At 66.3% G+C, this 22,582-nt stretch carries 21 protein-coding genes; 9 read left to right on the top strand and 12 right to left on the bottom strand.

Annotated elements, in window-relative coordinates; genetic code table 11:
* The first annotated feature begins 92 nt into the window (after positions 1–92).
* Positions 93–1,193, top strand: a complete 1,101-nt coding sequence (locus VGV58_RS16460; protein WP_326875110.1) for a serine hydrolase domain-containing protein — start codon at positions 93–95, stop codon at positions 1,191–1,193.
* A 77-nt stretch (positions 1,194–1,270) separates the two neighbouring features.
* Here VGV58_RS16460 and VGV58_RS16455 read toward each other — a convergent pair whose 3' ends face one another.
* The 3 genes from VGV58_RS16455 to VGV58_RS16445 all read right to left on the bottom strand — a co-directional run bounded on the left by VGV58_RS16455 (position 1,271) and on the right by VGV58_RS16445 (position 4,112).
* Positions 1,271–2,152 (bottom strand): SDR family NAD(P)-dependent oxidoreductase, encoded by an 882-nt coding sequence (locus VGV58_RS16455; RefSeq protein ID WP_326875109.1) that lies wholly within the window; start codon positions 2,150–2,152, stop codon positions 1,271–1,273.
* Between the two features lie 85 nt (positions 2,153–2,237).
* Positions 2,238–2,807, bottom strand: a complete 570-nt coding sequence (locus tag VGV58_RS16450) for a TetR/AcrR family transcriptional regulator (RefSeq protein ID WP_326875108.1) — start codon at positions 2,805–2,807, stop codon at positions 2,238–2,240.
* A 159-nt stretch (positions 2,808–2,966) separates the two neighbouring features.
* A complete protein-coding gene (locus VGV58_RS16445; RefSeq protein WP_326875107.1) occupies positions 2,967–4,112 on the bottom strand; it encodes an alpha-hydroxy acid oxidase in 1,146 nt (381 codons plus the stop codon).
* Between the two features lie 199 nt (positions 4,113–4,311).
* On the opposite strand from VGV58_RS16445, the gene VGV58_RS16440 reads away from it, so the two are divergent.
* Both VGV58_RS16440 and VGV58_RS16435 read left to right on the top strand, forming a co-directional pair.
* On the top strand, positions 4,312–6,513 hold the full coding sequence (locus VGV58_RS16440) for a glycoside hydrolase family 3 N-terminal domain-containing protein (RefSeq protein ID WP_326875106.1): 2,202 nt from the start codon (positions 4,312–4,314) through the stop codon (positions 6,511–6,513).
* 137 nt (positions 6,514–6,650) lie between these two features.
* The gene (locus VGV58_RS16435) at positions 6,651–6,854 is read left to right on the top strand and encodes a cold-shock protein (protein WP_326875105.1); all 204 of its coding nucleotides are present in this window, start codon (positions 6,651–6,653) and stop codon (positions 6,852–6,854) included.
* 177 nt (positions 6,855–7,031) lie between these two features.
* On the opposite strand, the gene VGV58_RS16430 is transcribed toward VGV58_RS16435, so the two are convergent.
* Positions 7,032–7,895, bottom strand: a complete 864-nt coding sequence (locus VGV58_RS16430; RefSeq protein ID WP_326875104.1) for a DMT family transporter — start codon at positions 7,893–7,895, stop codon at positions 7,032–7,034.
* 84 nt (positions 7,896–7,979) lie between these two features.
* On the opposite strand from VGV58_RS16430, the gene VGV58_RS16425 reads away from it, so the two are divergent.
* From VGV58_RS16425 to metH, 4 genes are all read left to right on the top strand, one after another.
* Complete coding sequence (locus tag VGV58_RS16425; protein ID WP_414644042.1) at positions 7,980–9,407, top strand: aminotransferase-like domain-containing protein; 1,428 nt, start codon at positions 7,980–7,982, stop codon at positions 9,405–9,407.
* A 270-nt stretch (positions 9,408–9,677) separates the two neighbouring features.
* Positions 9,678–10,691, top strand: coding sequence for an ArsR/SmtB family transcription factor (locus VGV58_RS16420; RefSeq protein WP_326875103.1), 1,014 nt, complete (start codon positions 9,678–9,680; stop codon positions 10,689–10,691).
* Positions 10,691–11,602, top strand: coding sequence for a methylenetetrahydrofolate reductase [NAD(P)H] (gene metF, locus VGV58_RS16415; protein WP_326875102.1), 912 nt, complete (start codon positions 10,691–10,693; stop codon positions 11,600–11,602). The genes VGV58_RS16420 and metF overlap by 1 nt, the downstream gene beginning before the upstream one ends.
* 4 nt (positions 11,603–11,606) lie before the next feature.
* Entirely contained in the window at positions 11,607–15,359 is a 3,753-nt protein-coding gene (gene metH / locus VGV58_RS16410; RefSeq protein ID WP_326875101.1) for a methionine synthase, read from the top strand.
* 45 nt (positions 15,360–15,404) lie between these two features.
* Here metH and VGV58_RS16405 read toward each other — a convergent pair whose 3' ends face one another.
* From VGV58_RS16405 to gstA, 4 genes are all read right to left on the bottom strand, one after another.
* Positions 15,405–15,869, bottom strand: coding sequence for a hypothetical protein (locus VGV58_RS16405; protein WP_326875100.1), 465 nt, complete (start codon positions 15,867–15,869; stop codon positions 15,405–15,407).
* Between the two features lie 180 nt (positions 15,870–16,049).
* Positions 16,050–17,759, bottom strand: a complete 1,710-nt coding sequence (locus VGV58_RS16400) for a Na/Pi cotransporter family protein (RefSeq protein WP_326875099.1) — start codon at positions 17,757–17,759, stop codon at positions 16,050–16,052.
* Positions 17,760–17,999: 240 nt separating this feature from the next.
* On the bottom strand, positions 18,000–18,383 hold the full coding sequence (locus VGV58_RS16395) for a nuclear transport factor 2 family protein (RefSeq protein ID WP_326875098.1): 384 nt from the start codon (positions 18,381–18,383) through the stop codon (positions 18,000–18,002).
* A 4-nt stretch (positions 18,384–18,387) separates the two neighbouring features.
* Positions 18,388–18,999 carry a glutathione transferase GstA gene (gene gstA, locus VGV58_RS16390; protein ID WP_326875097.1) on the bottom strand — a complete coding sequence of 204 codons (612 nt, stop codon included), beginning with the start codon at positions 18,997–18,999 and terminating at the stop codon, positions 18,388–18,390.
* 122 nt (positions 19,000–19,121) lie between these two features.
* Here gstA and VGV58_RS16385 point away from each other — a divergent pair, with 122 nt between their 5' ends.
* A complete protein-coding gene (locus VGV58_RS16385) occupies positions 19,122–19,487 on the top strand; it encodes a winged helix-turn-helix transcriptional regulator (protein WP_326875096.1) in 366 nt (121 codons plus the stop codon).
* Between the two features lie 6 nt (positions 19,488–19,493).
* Here the strand turns inward: VGV58_RS16385 and VGV58_RS16380 are convergent, their stop codons facing one another.
* The 3 genes from VGV58_RS16380 to VGV58_RS16370 all read right to left on the bottom strand — a co-directional run bounded on the left by VGV58_RS16380 (position 19,494) and on the right by VGV58_RS16370 (position 20,761).
* Complete coding sequence (locus VGV58_RS16380; protein ID WP_326875095.1) at positions 19,494–19,964, bottom strand: VOC family protein; 471 nt, start codon at positions 19,962–19,964, stop codon at positions 19,494–19,496.
* A 201-nt stretch (positions 19,965–20,165) separates the two neighbouring features.
* Positions 20,166–20,498: a hypothetical protein gene (locus tag VGV58_RS16375; protein WP_326875094.1), complete on the bottom strand. Its 333-nt coding sequence runs from the start codon at positions 20,496–20,498 to the stop codon at positions 20,166–20,168.
* Positions 20,483–20,761, bottom strand: a complete 279-nt coding sequence (locus VGV58_RS16370) for a hypothetical protein (protein ID WP_326875093.1) — start codon at positions 20,759–20,761, stop codon at positions 20,483–20,485. The genes VGV58_RS16375 and VGV58_RS16370 overlap by 16 nt, the downstream gene beginning before the upstream one ends.
* A gap of 189 nt (positions 20,762–20,950) precedes the next feature.
* On the opposite strand from VGV58_RS16370, the gene VGV58_RS16365 reads away from it, so the two are divergent.
* The gene (locus VGV58_RS16365; RefSeq protein WP_326875092.1) at positions 20,951–21,325 is read left to right on the top strand and encodes a VOC family protein; all 375 of its coding nucleotides are present in this window, start codon (positions 20,951–20,953) and stop codon (positions 21,323–21,325) included.
* Positions 21,326–21,518: 193 nt separating this feature from the next.
* Here VGV58_RS16365 and VGV58_RS16360 read toward each other — a convergent pair whose 3' ends face one another.
* The gene (locus VGV58_RS16360) at positions 21,519–22,475 is read right to left on the bottom strand and encodes a diguanylate cyclase domain-containing protein (protein ID WP_326875091.1); all 957 of its coding nucleotides are present in this window, start codon (positions 22,473–22,475) and stop codon (positions 21,519–21,521) included.
* Positions 22,476–22,582: the final 107 nt, after the last annotated feature.

Raw genomic sequence — 22,582 nt, 5'->3', positions numbered from 1 at the left:
AATGTCGAAAGCCGGTAGCTTGTAAGCTCTGGGGTGGTTCCGGAAAGCCGCCATCCTGCTTAAGAATGAGCGCGCCGGTCGGAGCCTCGATCATGATGCAGCACTCTACTGCCCCTGCCGGCGATGATCCCGGCTGGTTCGCAAAGGCCGCCCCCGAAGACGAGGGTTTCTTGCCCGGTCTCGGCGCTCGGCTCGATCAGGCCATAGCCGACGGGAAAGTCTGGAACCTGCACGGGCTCGTCGTGCTGCGAAGCGGCAAGGCAGTCCTCGAACGCTATTTCGGAGGCGAGGATCGCGCCCGCGGCGTCGGCGCGCTCGGCCATGTCGTCTTCACGCCCGACACGCTGCATGATTTGCGATCCTGTTCGAAGAGCATCGTCGGCCTGCTCTATGGCATCGCGCTGCAGCAGGGACAGGTACCACCTCCGGAAGCGCCGCTCTTCTCCGCATTCCCGGAACACGCCGATCTCGCGCATCGGGATGGCCGTGATCGGCTTCTGATCCAGCATGTGCTGACGATGGCGATGGGCACCGACTGGGACGAAAGCAGCTTCCCGTATTCCGACCCTCGCAACAGCGAGATTGCGATGGACGCTGCGCCGGATCGGTATCGCTACATCCTTGAGCGGCCGGTGATCGATGTGCCGGGTGCGCACTGGGCGTATTGCGGCGGAGCGACAGCACTTTTGGCCCGCATCATCGCGAAGGGCACGGGCAAAGCGCTCCACGACTTTGCTCGCGAAAGCCTGTTCGGACCCCTGGGGATGGGGGCGACCGAATGGGTGACGGATGATGATGGCGAGCCGATTGCCGCATCGGGCGTGCGGATGTCGACACGCGATCTTGCGCGCATCGGCATGATGATGCTGAACGGCGGCCAGGTGAGCGGACGTTCGGTCGTCCCCGCCGAATGGCTTGCGCGCTGCGTGACCCCTTTCGTCAGCGCCGACGAGCTTCGCCGCTACGGCTATCAGTGGTTTGTCCTCGACATCGCCTTCGGTAAGCCGAAGGGCTGGGCCGTCGGCCGGCTGGAGCGCATGTGGATGGCGCAAGGCGAGGGAGGCCAGCGGCTGTTCGTTATCCCCGCGCTCGACTTGGTCATCGCGGTGACAGCCGGAAACTACGAGCGGGAAGACCAGTGGATGCCGCCGACGCGGGTCTTGCGTGAAATCGTCCTGGCGCAATTGCAATAGGAGTCCTCAGGCGAGAACTCCCGCGCCTTATCCTGAAGAGGCCCTCTTAACCTCCGCAACAGGGCAGAAGCCGACCGCTATGCCCGAGCCTCCCCGCCGAGCAGCTTCTGCAGGGCCACGAGGTCCGTCCCGACGAAATCCGAGGAGCGGCTGACCTCCGCCCATTCCGCCGCCTGCTTCTGTCGCTGCGCGTCAGCCTGCGCGAGGACGAAGAGGGCGTCGCTGCCGAGGACGAGATGGGCCGGCAGCGTCTCGCGGCGGCTGAGGTCGAGCACGACCCCAGCGATCCGCTCGGGATCGCCGATCTCGTTGCCGACATAGGTCCTGAGCAGGTCGAGCACGGCGCCGACGCTGGGCTGATAGTCCGGCATCACCGCCGGGGTGTTGCCGCGGGCGACCTCGCCCCAGCCGGTGCGCATGCCGCCGGGTTCGACGCAGACGATCTTCACGCCGAAGGGCGCGACTTCTCTGGCGATCACCTCGCTGAAGCCGCCGACCGCCCATTTCGCCGACTGGTAGGCGCTGAGGCCGGGCGTAGCGGTCCGCCCGCCGACCGAAGAGATGTTGATGATGTGGCCGGCGCGCTGGGCCCGCAGCACCGGCAGCGCGGCGCGGGTGAGGTTCACGACGCCGTAGAAATTGGTCTCGATCTGGGCGCGGAAGCTGTCCTCGCTGGTCTGTTCGAAGGCGGCGGCGTGGCCGTAGCCGGCATTGTTCACGAGTACGTCGAGCCGGCCGAAGGTGTCGACCGCAACGGTTACGGCCACGTTCGCGGCCGCCATGTCGGTGACGTCGAGCACGAAGGAGAGCAGCGTGTCGGGGTAGCGGGCCTCGAGATCGGCGAGGCGGCCGGGATCGCGGGCGGTCGCGACGACAGTGTCGCCGGCGGCGAGGGCGGCCTCAGTGATCGAGCGACCGAGGCCGCGGGAGGCGCCGGTGATCAGCCAGGTCTTCGTCATGTGCTGTCCTCTCGACATTGTGAGTGAGTGCTTGCTCATTTAAATTGATCGAAAAAGCCCAGGCGCCCTCTGCCTCGGCTAGCGTTCAGGCGGAAATGCCGTCCCAGAAGACCGAAAAGCCGGTCTTCCTGTAGTGCTCGTGCCGGTTTGGTTCCTGCGCGATCAGGTCGAGCGTCATGGTGCCGATGGCGTCGAGCACCGCACCGATGAAGCTCTGCGGCTGGTCCTTGAGCACGCCCTCGCGGTGGCCTTGCTCGAACATGGCACTGATCTCGGCGAAGGCGACGGCAGACCTGTCGCGGGTTTCCTGGGTGATCCGGCCGGAGACGGCGAGCTGGCGCAGCGCCTTGCGCTTGGCGGGATGCTTCGCGCCCCAGTCGATGAAGCCGTTCCAGAAATGCTCGAACCGGTCGCGCACGCTGCCATGGCTGGGATAGGAGGGCACGGTGAGCCTGGCGAAGTCGGTCTTCAGCTCGAGATAGAGCTGGTTGAGCAATTCGTCCTTGCTGGCGAAATAGGTGAAGAGCGTGCCCTCGGCGAGCTTGGCCTCCCTGGCGATCTTGGCGGTCGGCGCGCCGGTGCCATGCTCCGCCACCAGCTTGCAGGCGGCGGCCAGGATCGCTTCGCGCTTCGCTTCGCTGAGGGGACGGGCCATGAACGGATCAAATCTGAATGAGTGAGTGATTGCTCATTTATTCCGGTGACATGGAAAGTCAATCCCTGCTGATCTGCCTCTCGAAGCCGTGACCGGTTGCTGGCGGGCAGGCGCTGATTGGGCCGGTTGCGCCGGCCCAATCAATGGGGGCCGTGGGCCTCACGCCTTGCCCTTCACCAGGATGTTGGCGTCGACATCCTGGATGTCGCGCTTGCCGCAGAGGGCCATGGTGATGTCCATCTCCTTGCGGATGATGTCGAGAGCGAGCTTGACGCCGTCCTCGCCCATGGCGCCCAGGCCATAGAGGAAGGGGCGGCCGATCAGCACGCCGCGGGCGCCGAGCGCCACCGCCTTGAGCACGTCCTGGCCGGAGCGGACGCCGCCATCCATCCAGACCTCCATGCGCCCTCCGACCTGCTCGACGATTCCGGGCAGGGCCGCGATCGAGGAGACCGCGCCGTCGAGTTGGCGCCCACCATGGTTAGAGACGATCAGCGCATCGGCGCCGCTCTGGGCCGCGAGCTCGGCGTCCTCGGCGTCGAGGATGCCCTTGAGGATCAGCTTGCCGCCCCAGCGGTCCTTGATCCATTTGACGTCGTCCCAGCTCAGGGTCGGGTCGAACTGCTCGGCGGTCCAGGCGGAGAGCGAGGTCATGTCGCCGACGCCGGTGGCGTGGCCGACGATGTTGCCGAAGCTGCGCCTTTTGGTGCCGAGCATGCCCATGCACCAGCGCGGCTTGAAGACGAGGTTGATCAGATTGGCGATGGTCGGCTTGGGCGGCGCGGAGAGGCCGTTGCGGATGTCCTTGTGGCGCTGGCCGAGGATCTGCAAATCGAGCGTCAGCATCAGCGCCGAGCAGCCGGCCGCCTTGGCGCGGTCGATCAGGCGCTCGATGAAGACCCGGTCGCGCATCACATAGAGCTGGAACCAGAACGGCTTGTCGGTGTTCTCGGCGACGTCCTCGATCGAGCAGACGCTCATGGTCGAGAGCGTGAAGGGCACGCCGGCCCGGGCGGCTGCCCTGGCGGCGAGGATCTCGCCATCGGCGTGCTGCATGCCGGCGATGCCCGTCGGGGCGAGCGCCACCGGCATCGAGACCTGCTCGCCGATCATGGTCGAGGCCAGGGTGCGGTTGGTCATGTCGACTGCGACGCGCTGGCGCAGCTTGATATTGGCGAAATCGGCCTCGTTGGCGCGATAGGTGCTCTCGGTCCAGGCGCCGGAATCGGCATAGTCGTAGAACATGCGCGGGACGCGGCGTTTTGCCTGCAGACGCAAATCCTCGATGGTCAGAAGCTGGGCCATAGTCGCCAAATCCCGCGTTTTCTCCGTTCGCTCGGTCGCATGGAACGAAGCGGGAGGCAACCGCGGAGGCCACGCGTCCTGAGATGCGGCCCGCTTCAGGCCCTGTTCATCGCGATGCGGCGATGCCAGCGGTTGAGCCGGGCGGCCCGATCCTGTAGGGGCCGCTCACCCCGTCCGTCTGCTCTGCGAGATAGTGCTCATGCTTCTGCGGCTCGTCGCTGCATTCCTCTTCTGCGGCCTTGCGACCGTCGCCTCCGCTCAGCAGGAGGGCGTCGGCTGGAAGACCGGGCGCGAGGCGGCCGAGATCGAGCGCAAGATCACGGCGCTGATCGGCAGGATGACGCTGGAGGAGAAGGTCGGCCAGCTCCACCTCTCCGGGCGCGGCGAGGGCTTCGACATCAATCAGGTCAAGGCCGGCCGCATGGGCGCGGTGATGAATTTCGTCGTGCCGGCGGAGGTTCGGCAGGTCCAGGAGGCTGTCAGGCAGTCGCGCCTCAAGATCCCGCTGATCATCGGCCTCGACGCCGTCCACGGCTTCTCGACCTATTTTCCGCTGCCGCTCGGCCAGGCTTCGAGCTGGAATCCGCAACTGATCGAGCAGGCGGCCTATTGGACCGGGCGCGAGGCGCGGGCCGCCGGCGTCAACTGGACCTTCGCGCCGATGGTCGACATCTCGCGCGATCCGCGCTGGGGCCGGGTGCTGGAGGGCGCGGGTGAGGACGCCTACCTCGCCAGCGTGATCGCGGCGGCGCGCACCCGCGGCTATCAGCGCGGCGGCGTCGCGGCGAGCGTCAAGCACTTCGTCGGCTATGGCGCGGCCGAGGGCGGGCGCGACTACAACTCGACCTGGATCCCGACCAGCCAGCTGCACGACCTTTTCCTGCCGCCGTTCAAGGCGGCCTTCGACACCGGCGCGATGACGGCGATGGCGGCGTTCAATGCCCTCAACGGCATGCCGGCCACGGCCCATCGCGGCATGCTGACCGACCTTTTGCGCGGGAAATGGGGGTTCCGCGGCTTCGTCACCTCGGATTTCGGCTCGATCACCGAATTGCGCCTGCACGGCATCGCCAAGGATGACGCCGAGGCCGCCCGCAAGGCGCTGCTCGCCGGCATCGACATGGATATGATGGGCGATGTCTACCACAAGCACCTCGCGGGTGAGGTGAAGGCTGGCCGCGTGCCGGTGAAGGCGCTCGACGAGGCCGTCCGGCGCGTGCTCAGGGTGAAGTACCATCTTGGCCTGTTCGAGCGGCAGGACGTCGATGTGGCGGCGGCGCCGTCGCTGATGCAGACCGAGGAAGCCCGCAAGGTCGCGCGCCAGGCGGCGCGCGAGGGTGTGATCCTGCTCAGGAACGACAAGCAGACGCTGCCGATCGCGCCGGCTGTGAAGTCGGTCGCGGTGATCGGCGCCATGGCGGTGCCGGAGGACGAGCGGGTCTGGACCGATCCGGCTGGGCTAGGCCGACGCGTCGTGCAGCCGCTGCCGGATGCGCTGCGCGAGCAATTGCCTTCGGACGTCACCGTCACCTACGAGCCAGCCTTTACCAAGGCTTGCGGCACTGAGTTCAAGGACAAGGACGCCGCGCTGAAGGCGGCGGCCGCCGCCGATCTCGTCGTCACCATGCTCGGCGAGGATTGCGAGTTCATGGGCGAGGGGGCCTCGCGCACCAATCTTAGTCTGCCGGGCGTGCAGCAGGAGTTGCTCGAGGCGCTGGTCGCCACGGGCAAGCCGGTGGTGCTGGTGCTGGCGACCGCACGGCCGCTGGTCCTGAGCTGGGCCGACAAGCATGTCGCCGCGATCGTCCAGACCTTCCATGGCGGCACCGAGGGGCGCGCCGCGATCGCCGAGGTCCTGGCCGGCAAGGTCAATCCGGCCGGGCGCACGCCGATGAGCTTCCCGCGCTCGGTCGGGCAGATCCCGGTCTATTACGACCAGCTGCCGACGGGGCGGCCGCAGAAGATCCGCCAGCGCTATGAATCCATCTACATGGATGAGGCCAACGAGGCGCTCTACCCGTTCGGCTTCGGCCTGTCCTATAGCCGCTTCGCCTATGCCAATCCGCGGGTGACGAACGCCAGGGTGCCGTTCAATGGCGCGACGGAGATCGCCGTCGACGTGACCAATCAGGGGGACCGCGACGGCCAGGAAGTCGTACAGCTTTATATCCGCCAGCCGGTCGCGGAACGGTCGCGGCCGCTTCGGCTGCTCAAGGGCTTCGAGAAGATCGCGCTCAAGGCGGGCGAAACCCGGACAGTGCGGTTCAAATTGGAGGGCAAGGCGCTCGGCGGCCATGACGATGACGGCCGCTACCAGCTCGATCCGGGTATCGTGGAAGTTTATCTTGGGGGCTCTTCACTCGCATCGGTAAGGACGCAATTCGAGCTGGCAAAGCCTTAAGCGGACGTAACGGCAACTGCCGGCGGTTTCATCTCGACAAGCTTGCGTTTTCGGTCAATTCTTGCTGCGCGGGGCCTTTTCGACGTCTTTGCCGAGAGGGCTCCGTTACGACCACGGATGCTCCGAGGGATGCGGCGATGTCGACCGGAACCGTCAAATGGTTCAATACCGAGAAGGGCTATGGCTTCATTCAACCTGCTGACGGCGGCAAGGATGTGTTCGTGCACATCACGGCCGTCAAGGAAGCAGGTCTGATGTCCCTGACCGAGGGACAGAAGCTCTCCTTCGACCTGAAGACCGAGCGCGGCAAGACCGCTGCAGGCGACCTGAAGCTGCTCTGAACGCAGCCGAAGGACTGGTAGGCGTGACGAAGGCTGCAGGCCTGCGGTTGTAAGCACTGCGCCCGAAGCTGATAGGCTCGCTGCCCCACTCAGAGCCGGCCCCCGCCGGGACGGTGAGCACGCGCTTGCGACAGGGCGTGCTGCGGCTCTCGATCTCGATTTGTCCGATGTTCCCTTCTAGCGCGCGTAGCGCCGTGCGCCGGCGACGCAGAGCACGACGGCGGCCGAGGTCGCGATCATCTGCCAGCCGACAGTCTCGCCGAGCAGCAGGCCGGCCAGCGCCAGGCCGAAGAAGGGCTGCAGCAATTGCAGCTGCCCGACCGCGGCGATGCCGCCCTGGGCGAGGCCGCGATACCAGAAGACGAAGCCGATCAGCATGCTGAACAGCGAGACATAGGCGAGGCCGAGCCAGGCCGGGCCGCCCGCCTGCGCGAACGAGGCCGGCAGCGTCGCCAGCGAGAGGCCGGCCATGATCGGCAGTGATAGCACCAGCGCCCAGGAGATCACCTGCCAGCCGCCGAGATGGCGCGACAGCCGGCCACCCTCGGCATAACCGAGGCCGCAGACGATGATCGAGGCGAGCATCAAGAGGTCGCCGACCGGGGAGGCGGCGATGCCTTGCGTCCAGGCGAAGCCGACGACGCAGAGGCTGCCGAGGATGGCGAAGAGCCAGAAGGCAAAGCGCGGTCGCTCGCCGCCGCGCAGCACGCCGAAGATCGCGGTCGCGAGTGGCAAGAGGCCGATGAAGACGATCGAGTGGGCGGAGGTGACATGCTTCAGCGCCAGCGCCGTCAGCAGCGGGAAGCCGACGACGACGCAAAGCGCGACGACGGCGAGCGGCAACAGGTCGGCGGTTGCGGGGCGCTTTTCGCGCAATGCAAGCAGGAGGGCGAGCCCGAGCAGGCCGGCAATGGCGGCGCGAGCGACGGTCAGGAAGATCGGATCGAAATCGGCGACGGCGACGCGCGTCGCCGGCAGCGAGCCGCTGAAGATGACGACGCCGATGAAGCCGTTGAGCAGGCCGTTTGCAGTCTTGTCCATGATACCTCCTGAGGCTGGCCTGCATGCGGAGAGTGCGTGAAGATTTCCAGAGACAGTCCGGTACAGTTCCGGCAATCTGTACTGATGCAGGATGCAGTACAGATTAAGGAATCAGGCGAGGCTGCGGCGGCCGCCGACACGCTCGTCGGCCGTGTCATGGCGACGATACGGCAGCGGATCGCCGGGCGGACGCTGACGCCGGGCGCCAAGCTGCCCTCGATCCGCGGCCTTGCCGAGAGCATGGGCGTGTCGAAGTCGACGGTGGTCGAGGCTTATGAGCGGCTGGCGGCCGAAGGGGCGGTTCAGGCAAGGCGCGGCTCGGGCTTCTATGTCCGGCGCCTGCCGCCGCTCTCGCTCGCCGATGTCGCGCCGAAGCTCGACCGGGCGGTCGACCCGCTCTGGATCGCCCGGCAGTCGCTCGATGCCGGCGCGGACAGCCTCAGGCCCGGCTGCGGCTGGCTGCCGCCGGACTGGCTGCCGGAAGCCTCGATCCGCAAGGCGCTGCGCAAGCTCGGCCGGGCCGAGGCGGCGACGCTGGCCGAATACGGCACGCCGCTCGGCTTAGCCGGGCTGCGCCATCTCCTCGCGCATCGCCTGGCCGAGCGCGGCGTCGAGGCCTCGCCCGACCAGATCGTCCTGACCGAGTCGGGCACGCAGGCGATCGATCTCGTCTGCCGCTTCCTGCTCGAGCCCGGCGACACGGTGTTGGTCGACGATCCCTGCTATTTCAACTTCCAGGCGCTGCTGCGGGCGCACCGGGCGAAGATCGTCAGCGTGCCCTATACGCCGTCGGGGCCGGATATTGCCTTGTTTGCGCAGGCGCTGAGCGAGCACCGGCCGCGGCTCTACGTCACCAACTCAGCGCTGCACAACCCGACCGGCGCGACGCTCTCGGCCACGACGGCGCATCGCCTGCTCAAGCTCGCCGAGCAGGCTGGCCTGACCATCGTCGAGGATGACATCTTCGGCGATCTCGAACCGGATGTCGCGCCGCGGCTCGCCGGGCTCGACGGGCTGGAGCGGGTGATCCAGATCGGCAGCTTCTCGAAGACACTGTCGGCCTCGGTGCGCTGCGGCTACATCGCGGCACGGCCGGACTGGATCGAGGGGCTGACCGATCTCAAGGTCGCGCTGTCCTTCGGTGGCGGGCGGCTTGCAGCCGAGTTGGTGCTCGATATCCTCAAGGACGGCAGCTATCGCCGCCATGTCGAGGCGCTGCGCCAGCGGCTGGCGCAAGCGATGGCACAGACGCGTGGCCGGCTCGCCGCGCTCGACATCGAGCCCTGGCTGACGCCGCGCGGCGGGCTGTTCCTGTGGGGCCGCCTGCCTGACGAGCTCGACGCGGGGGAGGTTGCCCGGCATGCGCTGGGCGAGGGGATTGTGCTCGCGCCGGGCAACGCGTTCAGCCTGTCGCAGACGGCCCGGCATTTCATGCGCTTCAATGTGGCGCAGGCTGCCGATCCACGTATCTTCAGCGTGTTGCGTGAGGCGATGCTGGCAGCTGCGCGATAGCAATCAAGGGCGCGGGGAACCCTTCTCCCGTATGGGAGAAGGGTAGGGATGAGGGCCTGCCCTCGCCCATTGAAGTCGCAACGGCGCCGTTGCGTTTCAACAATCAGCGGCGGTCCCTGACCCCTACCCTCTCCCATCCGGGAGAGGGGATCCCGCGTTTGTTTGATCCGTCGGCGTCGACTGGAATATCGGACGAACAGGCTTGCATCTTCCTCGTATCTGACATAAAGATATCTTTATATCTTTCACAGAATTTCGAGGCGCCCGCAGGTGACCAGCCGCTTCCACCATTCGCTGCCGACCTTGCTGGCCTCGCTGCGTGCGGCGGGTGAGGAGACCCGTTTGCGGATCCTGGCGCTGCTGGCGGAAGGCGAGCTCTCGGTCTCCGATCTCACCGACATTCTCGGCCAGTCGCAGCCGCGCATCTCGCGCCATCTGAAGCTGATGGCCGAGGCCGGGTTGCTGCGCCGCTCGCGGGAAGGCGCCTTCGCCTTCTTCCGGCTCGACGATGCGACGCCGGGCGGTGCGCTGGCATTGGCTCTCGCTCGTGATCTCGACCCCGCCGACCCGGTTCTTGCCGCCGATGGCGAGCGTCTTGCTGCCGTCCGGGCGACACGGGCGGCGGCGGCGCAATCCTATTTCGCCAATGTCGCGCGCGAATGGGATCAGTTGCGTTCGCTGCATGTACCGGATGCCGCCGTGGAAGCTGCCGTCGAGGCGGCGGTCGGCGAGACGCCGCTGCAGGCGCTGCTCGATCTTGGCACTGGCACCGGGCGCATGCTGGAGCGCCTTGCGCCCAAGGCAGCCCGCGCGGTTGGTGTCGATGCCAGCCACGCCATGCTGGCGGTGGCCCGCGCCAATCTCGAAAAGGCGGGGCTGTCGCGGGTCGAGCTCCGGCAGGGCGATATCTATGCGCTGCCCTTCGCCCGCGGCTCCTTCGACCTGGTGATCGTGCATCAGGTACTGCACTTCCTCGACGATCCGGCGCGCGCCCTGCGCGAGGCGGCGGCGCTGCTGTCGCCGGGCGGGCGGTTGATCCTGGTCGATTTCGCGCCGCACGAGATGGAGTTCCTGCGGACCGAGCACGCTCATCGTCGTCTCGGCTTCGAGAAGGACGAGATCGCAGCCTGGTTCGCCGAAGCCGGCCTCGACTGCGACCTTGCCGAAGAGGTCACGGCACCCGACGGGGCTTGCGGCCAGCTCGGCGTCATGCTCTGGCGCGGGCGCGATCGGCGCCTCCAGGGTGATTTTCCGATTCGCCAGTTCGATCGTGAGGTTGCGTGATGAACGCGTTCCGCCCCAGCCGCCACGGCTCGCGCCGTCCGCGCGTCTCCTTCGAGTTCTTCCCGCCGAAGAACGAGGAGATGGAGGTCAATCTCTGGGACAGCGTGCGCCGGCTGGAGCCGCTCGGGCCGGCCTTCGTCTCGGTGACCTATGGCGCCGGCGGCTCGACCCGCGAGCGCACCCACAACACCGTCAAGCGCATGATCGACGAGACCGGCCTGAAGCCGGCAGCGCATCTGACCTGCGTCTCCGCCTCTCGCGCCGAGGTGGACGACGTCATCCGCTCCTACTGGACGGCGGGCGTGCGCCATATCGTGGCGCTGCGCGGCGATCCGGCCGGCGGGCTCGGCACCACCTATGAGCCGCACCCCGAGGGCTATCACCAGACCTCCGACCTGGTCGAAGGCATCCGCAAGATCGGCGAGTTCGAGGTCACCGTCTCGGCCTATCCGGAGAAGCATCCGGAGGCCGCCTCGCTCGATGCCGACATCGATGCGCTGAAGAAGAAGGTCGATGCCGGCGCGACCCGGGCGATCACCCAGTTCTTCTTCGATAACGACGTCTATTTCCGCTATCTCGACAAGGTCCGTGCCAGCGGCATCGAGATCCCGATCCTGCCCGGCATCGTGCCGGTGCAGAACTTCAAGCAGACCGCCGGCTTTGCCCGCCGGACCGGGGCGAGCGTGCCGCAATGGCTGGCCGACCGCTTCGAAGGGCTGGAGGACGACCCGGCGACGCGCCGGCTGGTCGCTGCCGCCGTCTGCGCCGAGCAGGTGCTCGACCTGATCGATCGCGGCGTCTCCGACCTGCACTTCTACACGATGAACAAGGCCGATCTGGTCTATGCGATCTGCCATCTCGTTGGCCTGAAGCCGGAGAAGGCGCAGGCGCAGCAGGCGGCGGCGGAGTAAGCCCATGTCCGATTACAAGCCCACCCTAGCTGACGGCGCCGAGATCGTGCGCGCCCTGCGCCAGGCCGCGTCCGAGCGCATCCTCATCCTCGACGGCGCGATGGGGACGCAGATCCAGGATCTGAAGCTGACCGAGGCCGATTTCCGCGGCGAGCGCTTCAAGGGCTGGAACCACGACCTCAAGGGCAATAACGACCTGATCGCGCTGACGATGCCGGATGCGCTGCGCGACATCCATCTGGCCTATTACCGGGCCGGCGCTGACATCGTCGAGACCAACACCTTCTCCGGCACCTCGATCGCCCAGGCCGATTACGGCATGGAAGCGATCGTCTACGAGCTCAACGTCGAATGTGCCCGGATCGCGCGTGAGGCCGCCGAGATCGCCCGCAAGGAGGACGGTCGCCGCCGCTTCGTCGCCGGTGCGATCGGACCGACCAACCGCACGCTTTCGATCTCGCCCGACGTCAACAATCCCGGCTTTCGCGCCGTCACCTTTGACCAAGTGCGCGATGCCTACGCCGAGCAGGTGCGCGGCCTGATCGATGGCGGCTCCGAGCTGCTGCTGATCGAGACGATCTTCGATACGCTCAACGCCAAGGCCGCGATCGTCGCGATCCAGGAGGTCTTCCGCGAGAAGGGCTCGAAGCTGCCGGTGATGATTTCCGGCACGATCACCGACCTTTCCGGCCGCACGCTGTCGGGCCAGACGGTCGAGGCTTTCTGGAACGCGGTGCGCCATGCCGATCCGCTGACGATCGGCCTCAACTGCGCGCTCGGCGCCCGCGAGATGCGCGCCCATATCAAGGACATGTCGCGCGTCGCCGGCACCCTTGTCTGCGCCTATCCCAATGCGGGCCTGCCCAACGAGTTCGGCCTCTATGACGAGCGGCCGGAAGCGACTGCCAAGATGCTGGCCGAGTTCGCCGATGCCGGCTTCGTCAACATGGTCGGCGGCTGCTGCGGCACGACGCCCGGCCATATTCGCGCCATCGCCGAAGCCGTCGCCGGCAAGGCGCCGCGCGCCATCCCGGAGCCGAAGCCTTACCTCAGGCTCGCCGGTCTCGAGCCGTTCACGCTCGACGAGACCATTCCCTTCGTCAACGTCGGCGAGCGCACCAACGTCACCGGCTCGGCCAAGTTCCGCAAGCTGGTCACCAATGGCGATTATGCCGCCGCGCTCGATGTGGCGCGCGACCAGGTCGCCAATGGCGCGCAGGTCATCGACATCAACATGGACGAGGGCCTGCTCGACTCCGAGAAGGCGATGACCGAGTTCTGCAATCTGATCGCCTCGGAGCCGGACATCTCCCGCGTGCCGATCATGGTCGATTCCTCGAAGTTCCATGTGATCGAGGCCGGTCTCAAGACGATCCAGGGCAAGCCGATCGTCAACTCGATCTCGATGAAGGAGGGCGAGGAAGCCTTCCTCGAGCACGCCCGCATCTGCCGGCAATATGGCGCGGCCGTCGTGGTCATGGCCTTCGACGAGACCGGCCAGGCCGACACCTATGAGCGCAAGATCGAGATCTGCAGCCGCGCCTACAAGCTCTTGACCGAGGTCGCCGGCTTCCCGCCCGAGGACATCATCTTCGATCCGAACATCTTCGCGGTGGCGACCGGCATCGAGGAGCACGACAACTACGGCAACGACTTCATCAACGCGACCCGCACGATCCGCGAGACGCTGCCGCATGCGCATATCTCCGGTGGCGTCTCGAACCTGTCCTTCTCCTTCCGCGGCAATGAAAAGGTCCGCGAGGCGATGCATTCGGTCTTCCTGTACCATTGCATCAAGGCCGGCATGGACATGGGCATCGTGAATGCCGGCCAGCTCGGCTCTTACGACGACCTCGATCCGGAATTGCGCGAGCTCTGCGAGGACGTCGTCCTCAACCGCCGCAAGGATTCGACCGAGCGGCTGCTCGACGCCGCGCCGCGCTTCAAGGGCGACGGCTCGGCGGCGGTCTCGGGCAAGGACCTCGCCTGGCGCGAGGCCGATGTGCACGAGCGCCTCAAGCACGCGCTGGTCAACGGCATCACCGAGTTCATCGACCGCGATACGGAAGAGGCGAGGACGCAGGCCGAGAAGCCGCTGCACGTCATCGAAGGGCCGCTGATGGCCGGGATGAACGTCGTCGGCGACCTGTTCGGCGCCGGCAAGATGTTCCTGCCGCAGGTGGTGAAGTCGGCCCGCGTCATGAAGCAGGCTGTCGCCTATCTCATGCCGTACATGGAAGAGGAGAAGCGCCTCAATGGCGGCGCCGAGCGCCAGGCTGCCGGCAAGGTGCTGATGGCGACGGTGAAGGGCGATGTCCACGACATCGGCAAGAACATCGTCGGCGTTGTGCTCCAGTGCAACAACTACGAGGTGATCGACCTCGGCGTGATGGTGCCGACGCAGAAGATCTTGGACACCGCGCGCAAGGAGAAGGTCGACATCATCGGCCTCTCCGGGCTGATCACGCCTTCGCTCGACGAGATGGTGACCGTCGCCTCCGAGATGGAGCGCGAGGGCTTCGACATTCCGCTGCTGATCGGCGGGGCGACGACGAGCCGGGTCCATACCGCGGTGAAGATCCACCCGGCCTATAATCAGGGCCAGGCGGTCTATGTCACCGACGCCTCGCGTGCCGTCGGCGTCGTCTCCAGCCTGCTCTCGCAGGAGCAGAAGCCTGCTTATGTCGAGGGTCTCCAGGCCGAGTACGAGAAGGTCGCCGCCGCCCATCGCCGCTCCGAGGCCGAAAAGCAGCGTCTGCCGCTGGCCAAGGCGCGCGCCAACGCCTTCAAGCCGGACTGGGCCGGCTACCAGCCGCCGAAGCCGACCTTCCTCGGCACCCGCGTGTTCCGGACCTATGACATCGCCGATCTCGTGCCGGTGATCGACTGGACGCCGTTCTTCCAGACCTGGGAGCTGAAGGGGCGTTTCCCCGCGATCCTCGAGGATGAGAAGCAGGGCGAGGCGGCGCGCGCGCTCTGGGACGATGCGCAGTCGATGCTGAAGCGCATCGTCGAGGAGCGCTGGTTCAACCCGAAGGCGGTGGTCGGCTTCTGGCCGGCGAACGCGGTCGGCGACGACATCCGCCTCTATACCGGCGAGAGCCGGCAGGAGACGCTCGCGACCTTCCACGGCCTGCGCCAGCAGCTCTCGAAGCGCGACGGCAAGCCGAACATGTGCATTTCCGACTTCGTCGCGCCCGAGGGCATCGAGCGGCCCGATTATATCGGTGCCTTCGTCGTCACGGCCGGGGCGGAAGAAGAGCGCATTTCGGAGAAGTTCGCGCGCGACAACGACGACTATCGCTCGATCATGGTCAAGGCGCTGGCCGACCGCTTCGCCGAGGCCTTTGCCGAGCGCATGCACCAGCTCGTGCGCACGGAGTTCTGGGGCTATGCGCCGGACGAGGCTTTCTCGAACGAGGACCTGATCCGCGAGGAATACCAGGGCATCCGGCCGGCGCCGGGCTATCCGGCCCAGCCCGATCATACCGAGAAGGCGACCCTGTTCGAACTGCTCCAGGCCGAGCCGCGCGTCGGCGTCAAGCTGACCGAGAGCTATGCGATGTGGCCGGGCTCATCGGTCTCGGGCCTCTATCTCTCGCATCCTGACGCCTATTACTTCGGCGTCGCCAAGGTCGAGCGCGACCAGGTCGAGGATTATTCGGTCCGCAAGGGCATGGACATCCGCGAGGTCGAGCGCTGGCTGGCGCCGATCCTGAACTACGATCCGAGTGCCTATGCGGAGGCGGCGGAGTAAGATCTCCGGAGGAGGCAGCGGCAGCGCGAGAGCTGCCGCAGCTCTTTACCCCCCGCAGCGCTGCGCCAGCACGGCAAAGCCCTTCTGTCCCGCTGCGAGCGGGAAGTTCTGCGTCTCGCCCTCAACGCGCAGGGTGAGGCTCTTGCCTTTGCGCAGCACCGCCTGGAGCGCGGGCGACAATGTCGTCGTCGCCTCGAAGTGATTGCCCATCTCGTCGCTGATCAGCTTCATGCCGACATCCGCCTGCCCGCCGCTGGACGAGAACTTGGCGGTGGTGACGGCATTGTCCTTCATGCCTTCCTTGAAGAAAGGAATCCGCACGGTCAGGCTCTTGCTGGCGAAGTCGCAGGAGAAGAACAGGCGCTGGTCGTCCGTCTGCGGCATCTCATAGGCGACGACGATGCCCTCGCCATCCTGCCGGACACCCCAGGTCAGGCCGTCATCGGCCCAAGCCGCAGCGGCCGGGAGCGCCAGAGCGGGCGCCAGGAGGAAAATCGCCTTCGACGTCATGATAGCTGTCCTCGTATCGATCGATCGCCGCGCCTTTGGGGCGAACAGGCGACAATTCGCGCATTGCACCGTCATTGCGGACCGCTCCTCTTCGCCTGCAATCACGACAAAAATTCAGCTGGAACGGCAAACAGGCCGCACGATGGCGGCCTGTCCACAGTCCTATGAGGAGCGGATCGCTCAGGCCGGCACGGCAGCGGCGCTGAAACCACCGACCTCGCGGCTCTGCTGGCTGGTCTCGGCTACCGGCACGACGCGCGAGACCGAGCGGCGTTCGGCGTCGATGCGCTCGATCAGGAAGTAGGCGCGTTCGGCCGAACCGAGCAGCGCCAGGATCGCGCCGCGCTCGACCCAGGGCAGTTCAGCGCCGAGGCGCAGGCAGCGCTCGCGGACGCTCGTCAGGGCGGCGATGCGCGGCTGCGCCTCCGCGGAGACCAGCGGAGCATCCGGTCCGGCCGGCACGATCGCGCGCATCGCCTCGGCGACTTGATCTATGACGCTGTCGACGATCTCGCGCCCGGGCACGCTGAAGGGCTGGCGCTCGATGCGGCGGGCGATCTGGTAGAGGGTCTCGCCGAGACTGGCGGTGAAGTCCTCTTCCTCGATCAGGCTCGCGACGAGGTCGGCGCGGGCATAGGGCATCTCTGGCGTGAACATGCCGGAGGTGTAGGCCCGGATGTCGCGGTTCAGGATGTCGATGGCAGCGTAGTGCTCGTCGCTCTTCTGCGGCGCATCCGGTTTGTCGCGGGCGATGTCGAGGAAGAGCTGCGCCGCCTGGAGATAGCGGCCGGTCTCCTTCTGGATGTTGGCGACGGCATGGGCGTGATCGGTGGCCTTGGCGAGGAAGCGTGGCGCCGAATAGTCCTCGATCTCGTCCGTCGCCGTGGCGCCGACCTTCATCAGGACGCGCTCGAAGACGCCGACGAAGGGGAAGAGCAGGACGGTGTTGAAGATGTTGAAGAAGGTCGAATAGAGGCCGATCGCGACCGGGATGAGCGGGAAGGTTTCCTTGCCGTCCTTGATGACAGGGATGCCGGGATTGCCGCCGAACCACTGCATCGCCCAGGTCAGCACGTCCATCGAAACGAAGAACAGCGGTATCGTGATGGCGACGCCGATGATGTTGAAGGAGATATGGGCGTAAGCCGCGCGCTTGGCGTTCTTGGTCAGGTTGAGCGAGGCCATCCACGAGGTGATGGTGGTGCCGAGATCGGCGCCGAGCGAGAAGGCAACGGCGGTCTTCCAATCGAGGATGCCGGCGGCGCCGAGGCCCATGACGATGCCGATCGTCGCCGAGGATGAGTGGATCATCGCGGTGATGCCGGCGGCGATCAGCACGCAGTAGAGCAGGCCGAGATAGGTGTCGGCCTTCAGGGAGGAGATGACGCCCATCACCTCCGGCATGTTGCGCAGGGGGCGCAGGCCGCCGGTCATCAGGTTGAGGCCATAGAAGATCAGCGCGAAGCCCATGCAGGCGAGCGCGATGTTCTTGACCTTGTCGGTCTTGGCGAAGATGTGCACCAGCGCGAAAATGCCGGCGAGGAACAGGCCGAGCGGGCCGAGCGGCAGCGCGATCAGGCCGTTGCCGAGCGTCGTGCCGATATTGGCGCCCATGATCACCGAGATCGCGGGCCGCAGCCCGATGACGCCGGCGTTGACGAGGCCGACGACCATGACGGTCATCGCGGTCGAGGACTGGATCACGCCGGTGATGAAGGTGCCGGCGAGGACGCCCTTGGCCGGCGTGCCGGCGATCCTGGCGAGCAGCGCCCGCATCTTGTTGACGGCGAGGTTCTGGATGCCGTTGCTCATGAATTCGAGGCCGAGCATGAAGATGCCCAGGCCACCGATCACAGGCACGATCACCTGCGTGAAGATGTCGATTTGCATGCTCTCGACTCCGACAAATGTGCGCGGTCGCGTCTACCGCCGGGTCGAGGCGTCACGGCAAGCGGCAACAGGCGTGCCCGGCAATGGACGCGCGTGCTTCTCCGTGCCGGCCCCCACCTGGCCAGCGGAGTCCTTAGGCAGGTCGTACGACATTCGGGTGACTGTGCGTCACAAGACTGGCGAGCGATCGACTGGCCGCCGGCGTGAATATCCGCCGACGGCAGGGTCACTCTCGACTAATCAGGCGGCTGTCTCATCGAGGTCGAAATGGAAGACCTTGGCGATCAGCCGCCAGCGCCCATCAAGCCTGATGAAGCTCAGGAGGTCGGTGAAGCGCTTTGGACCGATCGCGCATTCGACGCGGGCCAGCGCGGTGACCGGGCCGGCGAACTCGATCGAGAGGATGCGGTCGCGCCGGGGCTCGCCGCGGCTTGCCGGCGAAGGACGCTTCGCCACCATGGGCAGGTACTGATCCATGGTGAGATGGGTCAGGCTGCCTTCCGTTCCGCAGGCATAGATCGCCTGCGGGTGGAAAAGCTGGCCGAGCTTGTCGGCGTCGCTGTGATGGAGGCCGTCGAAGTAGTCGCCGAGCGCAGCGACGATCTCTGCGAAACGCGGCTCCATGGCTTTACTTGACCAGGCCTTCGGCCTTCATTGCGGCCTGCACGGTGGCGCGCTCCGCGACGCGGGCCATCAAGGCCTGGACCTTTGGCCAGCGGTCGAGCGGGAAGCCGACATGGCCGCCCCAGTTCGCCACGGTGAAGAGATAGCCGTCGGCGACGCTGAAACGCTCGCCCAGCAGGTAGGAGCGGCCATCGGCGAGCTTCGCCTCGACGTTGTCGAAACGGCGTGAGAGCTTTTGCTTGGCAGCCTCCCGGTTCTCCTCGCTGTCTGCGGTATTGAACAGCGGGCTGAAGCCCTTGTGCAGTTCGGACGAGACGAAATTGAGCTCTTCCTGCAGCCGCGCGCGGGCAAATGTGCCGGCCTTCGGGGCAATCTCCGCCTCCGGCTTCAGATCGGCGATGTACTGCACGATCGCGGCGCCTTCGGTGAGCACCTCGCCGTTGTCGAGCTCAAGCGCCGGGACATAGCCGCGTGGATTGACGGCAGTGAAGTCTGCGCCGGTCTCGGTCGTCTTGGTCTTGGTGTCGACCTTTTCGAGCGCAAAGGCCAGGCCGGCCTCGCGCAACGCGATATGGGGCGAGAGCGAGCAGGCGCCGGGGGCGTAATAGAGTTTCATGCTGATCCGTCTCCGTGTTGGCGGGCGGCTCAGCGGTAGGAGGTGAGATAACTTTTGTATACCCGGTAACTTGTGGTTACTGAATTTTCCGGTATCTTCCCGGTAACCGGAGAATTCTCCTCATGGCTTTGAAGATACGGAAGAATCGGGCCAAGAACCCGCCGCCGACCTGCGCGGTGGGCACCTGCATGCAGGTGCTCGGCAAAGCCTGGACGCCGAACGTGATCTGGTATCTGAGCGCCGGCCCGCGCCGCTTCGGCGAGCTGCGGCACGACATGCCGCAGATCTCTGCCAAGATGCTGAGCGAGCGGCTGCGCGATCTCGAAAACAGGGGCGTGGTCGCGCGGTGCGTCGTGCCGAGCTCGCCGCCCTCGGCCGAGTACGGGCTGACCGAACTCGGCCTCGAGCTGATGCCGGCGATCGAGGCGATCGTCGAGGTCGGCAAGCGCCTGAAGGAGCGCATGGGGCAGGCGGCCGAAGCCGCCTGAGCGCTTTCAATCCTTAGCCGCGGCTTCCAACGTGGCGATGTCGAGCTTGACCATCTTCAGCATCGCCTCGGCGACGCGCTTGGCCTTGTCCCGATCGGGATCGCGGACGAGCTCGCCCAGGCGCTTGGGCGCGATCTGCCAGGACAGGCCCCAGCGATCCTTCAGCCAGCCGCATTGCTCGAACTTGCCGCCTTCACCGAGCGCCTCCCAGAGCCGGTCGATCTCGGCCTGTGTCTCGCACTCGACCATGATCGAGAAGGTATGGTTGAAGGCATCGGAGCGCCACGCCTCGAAGGCCTGGTAACGCTGACCGCCGATGGTGAAGAAGGCGATCTTGACGCTGCCGGCCGGCCCGCTTGGCGATTCCGCCGGCAGGGCGTTGGTCCATTCGAGAGCCGAATTCGGGATCAGCGAGGTGTAGAGGCTGATCGCCGCGTCCATGTCCTTGTCGAACCAGAGATTCTGGATGACCTTCATCGCTGTGCTCCTTGCTGCCTCATCAGACCAGATGGCGGCCTGTCAGCTCAAGGACGAAGCAGGGAGCAAAGTTCCGACAAGGCGGGACGTTTTTTTTGGAAGAAAGTTGGGATTCTGAGAGGGACGGTTCTTATCCCTCTCGACCCCTTCACGCCTTCCGGCGCATGCAGCGGCCCCGCTTGCCAGCGAGGCCGCCATGCCTCACCAGCGATCGTAGCGGGGGCGATCGTAGCCGTCGCCGTATCCGCGTCGATAACCGTCACCGCCGTAACCGCGTCCGTAGCCGCGCCCGTAACCGCCGCCGTAGTCGCGTCGGTAGCCACCGCTGCGCCCGTAGCGCTGGCGATCGAGATTGTCCTGGATGATCTGCATCCGCCGCAGCTTGGCGGCGCTGGCGGTGAATTCGGCGGGTAGCCGGTCGAGCTGCTGCGCGACCGTGGGTGCAAGCGCACCGTCATGAGTGGCGGCCGGTGCGGCGCTGGCCGCGGCGACCGAGCCCATGAACAGGGCGGCCGCGATCACGAGATGTCGCATGAGGTGTCTCCTGGTTTAGCTGAGGCGATCATCGCACTTGCAATGGCAACGCCGCCTGAATGGAAATGTTCGCTGATGTTCAGCGAGCGCGGGCCGCTGTTTCGTGCACCGCACGAGATCGTCAGCCGGAGCTGTCCCGCCGGCGAAGTTTGGTCAAAGAAGGTTGCGAAGAGGTTGCCGGGCTCGTGGTCCAGCCTGGCGTTGATGATGTGGCCACGGAGACTGGTGTGGCAGCCGCGAGCAGGCATTCGCCCGGGCGTCATCGCTGGATCTCCTGGGGAGGGTATGTGCGCAGCTTGCCGCCAACTCTGCGGGCATGCCTTGCGAAAGGACTGATCTTTTCCAAAAGGCCGCACAGGATAGCCTGATAATCATTGGTCTATTCGCGGTCGGCCGGTCGTCTGCGCGTTCGGCTGTGATTATCTCGCACAGGCCCTCTTTGGAGCGAAAACATGTTCACTCACGTCATGATCGGCAGCAACGACCTCGAGCGGGCCAGGGATTTCTATGACGCCACATTCGCCGCGTTGGGAGGCGAGCCCGGCGAGATGGATGCCAGGGGCAGGTTGATCTATGCCCACATGGGCGGTCGGCTGATGATCACGAAGCCGATCGACGGCAATCCAGCGACCGCGGCCAACGGTGGGACGATCGGCATCGCCGCTGCGAGCCGTGACCATGTCCTCGCCTGGCATAAGGCTGGCACCTCGCATGGTGGGACGGCGATCGAGAGCCCACCCAGCGAGCGCCCGAATGGTGCGTTCGTCGCTTACCTCCGTGATCCGGACGGAAACAAGCTTACTGCGCGCTCCCGGCCGACGAAGTAAGCACAATCGGCAACGGCTGGGCCGAAGATCGCCGCGCTTTTCGGGACATTCGCCGGCAAGCGGACGGCCCAATCCCTACCTCTCCCTTCGAGCCAGTCGGCTCGCCATGAAGTGGCCTGCTCGCAGTTCGCCAGGGGCGGGAGCGGACGAATATCAGCCGCAGCCGGGAGCAGATCCCCTGCCAGGCACTCGCTCAGACCACATGCATCGTGCCGGCGCTGACCATCGCCACGTCGCCCGCGACCTCGACGGGATCGCCGAACAGGCGCAGGCAGTTGCGGCCGGCGGCCTTGGCGACATAGAGCGCCGAATCCGCCTCGGCGAAGCGCCGCTCGGGATCGTGCAGCAGGCCTGGCCGCAGGATGGTGGCGCCGATCGAGGCACTGACCTCGATGGTCGTTCCGCGCCAGGTGACCGGGCGCGACAGCGCTTTCTGCGCCTGGTCCAGCCGGTGGAGCAGATAGGGGCGGCCGGCAGCCGAGCAGAGAAGCAGGCCGAACTCGTCGCCGCCGATACGGGCGATGATCGCGGCGTCGCTGAGCGCGCTCTCCAGCCGCATGGCGATCTGGCGCAGGCATTCGTCGCCTGCGGCATGGCCGAGGCGGTCGTTGATCGGCTTGAGGTTGTCGAGATCGACGATGGCGAGCAGGCCGAGCGCGCAGGCGTCGCCGGTGTGGCGGCGCAGGTCCGAGAGCTGCATCTCGAAGGCGCGGCGATTGGCGAGGCCGGTCAGCGGGTCGCTATAGGCGAGCCGGCGCAAGCCCATCCACATGTCCTTCTCGCCGGTGATGTCCTGCTTGGCGCCGTGGATGCGCGCCGCCCGGCCGTGCTCATGCGTGACGGAAGCGGAAAGGCGCATCCAGCGCTCGGCGCCGCTGGCGGTGCAGATGCGGGCGTCCATGACGAAGCCCTGGCCGCTGGCGATCAGCCGGCCGCGCAGGCGCTCCATCTCGGCGCGGGATTCGTCATGGTAGAGCTCGACGATCGAGCGGCGGTTGATGGCGCAGCCGCGTTGCAGACCGAACAGGTCGTAGATGCCGTCGGTCCAGCTCAGGCGCGTATCGGCGAGCCGGCATTCCCAGGCGCCGATGCAGGCCATCAGTGCGGCCTGATCGTAGAGGCGTCTGGCTTCGGCGTCCGAGAGCGGCATGCGGCGGCCCTTAGCCTTGGGTCGGTGATGTGAGCGGCTTCCGCGACGCTAGGGCCGAAGAGTTAACGAAGATTGCCGCTCCTTCGGGCCGGGATGGCGGCAGACCA

Origin of the sequence: Allobosea sp. (assembly GCF_035944895.1) — a bacterium.
Taxonomy (GTDB): Bacteria; Pseudomonadota; Alphaproteobacteria; order Rhizobiales; family Beijerinckiaceae; genus Allobosea.
The sequence above is the reverse complement of the archived record's forward strand: the minus strand, read 5'-3'. Positions and strand labels throughout refer to the sequence as shown.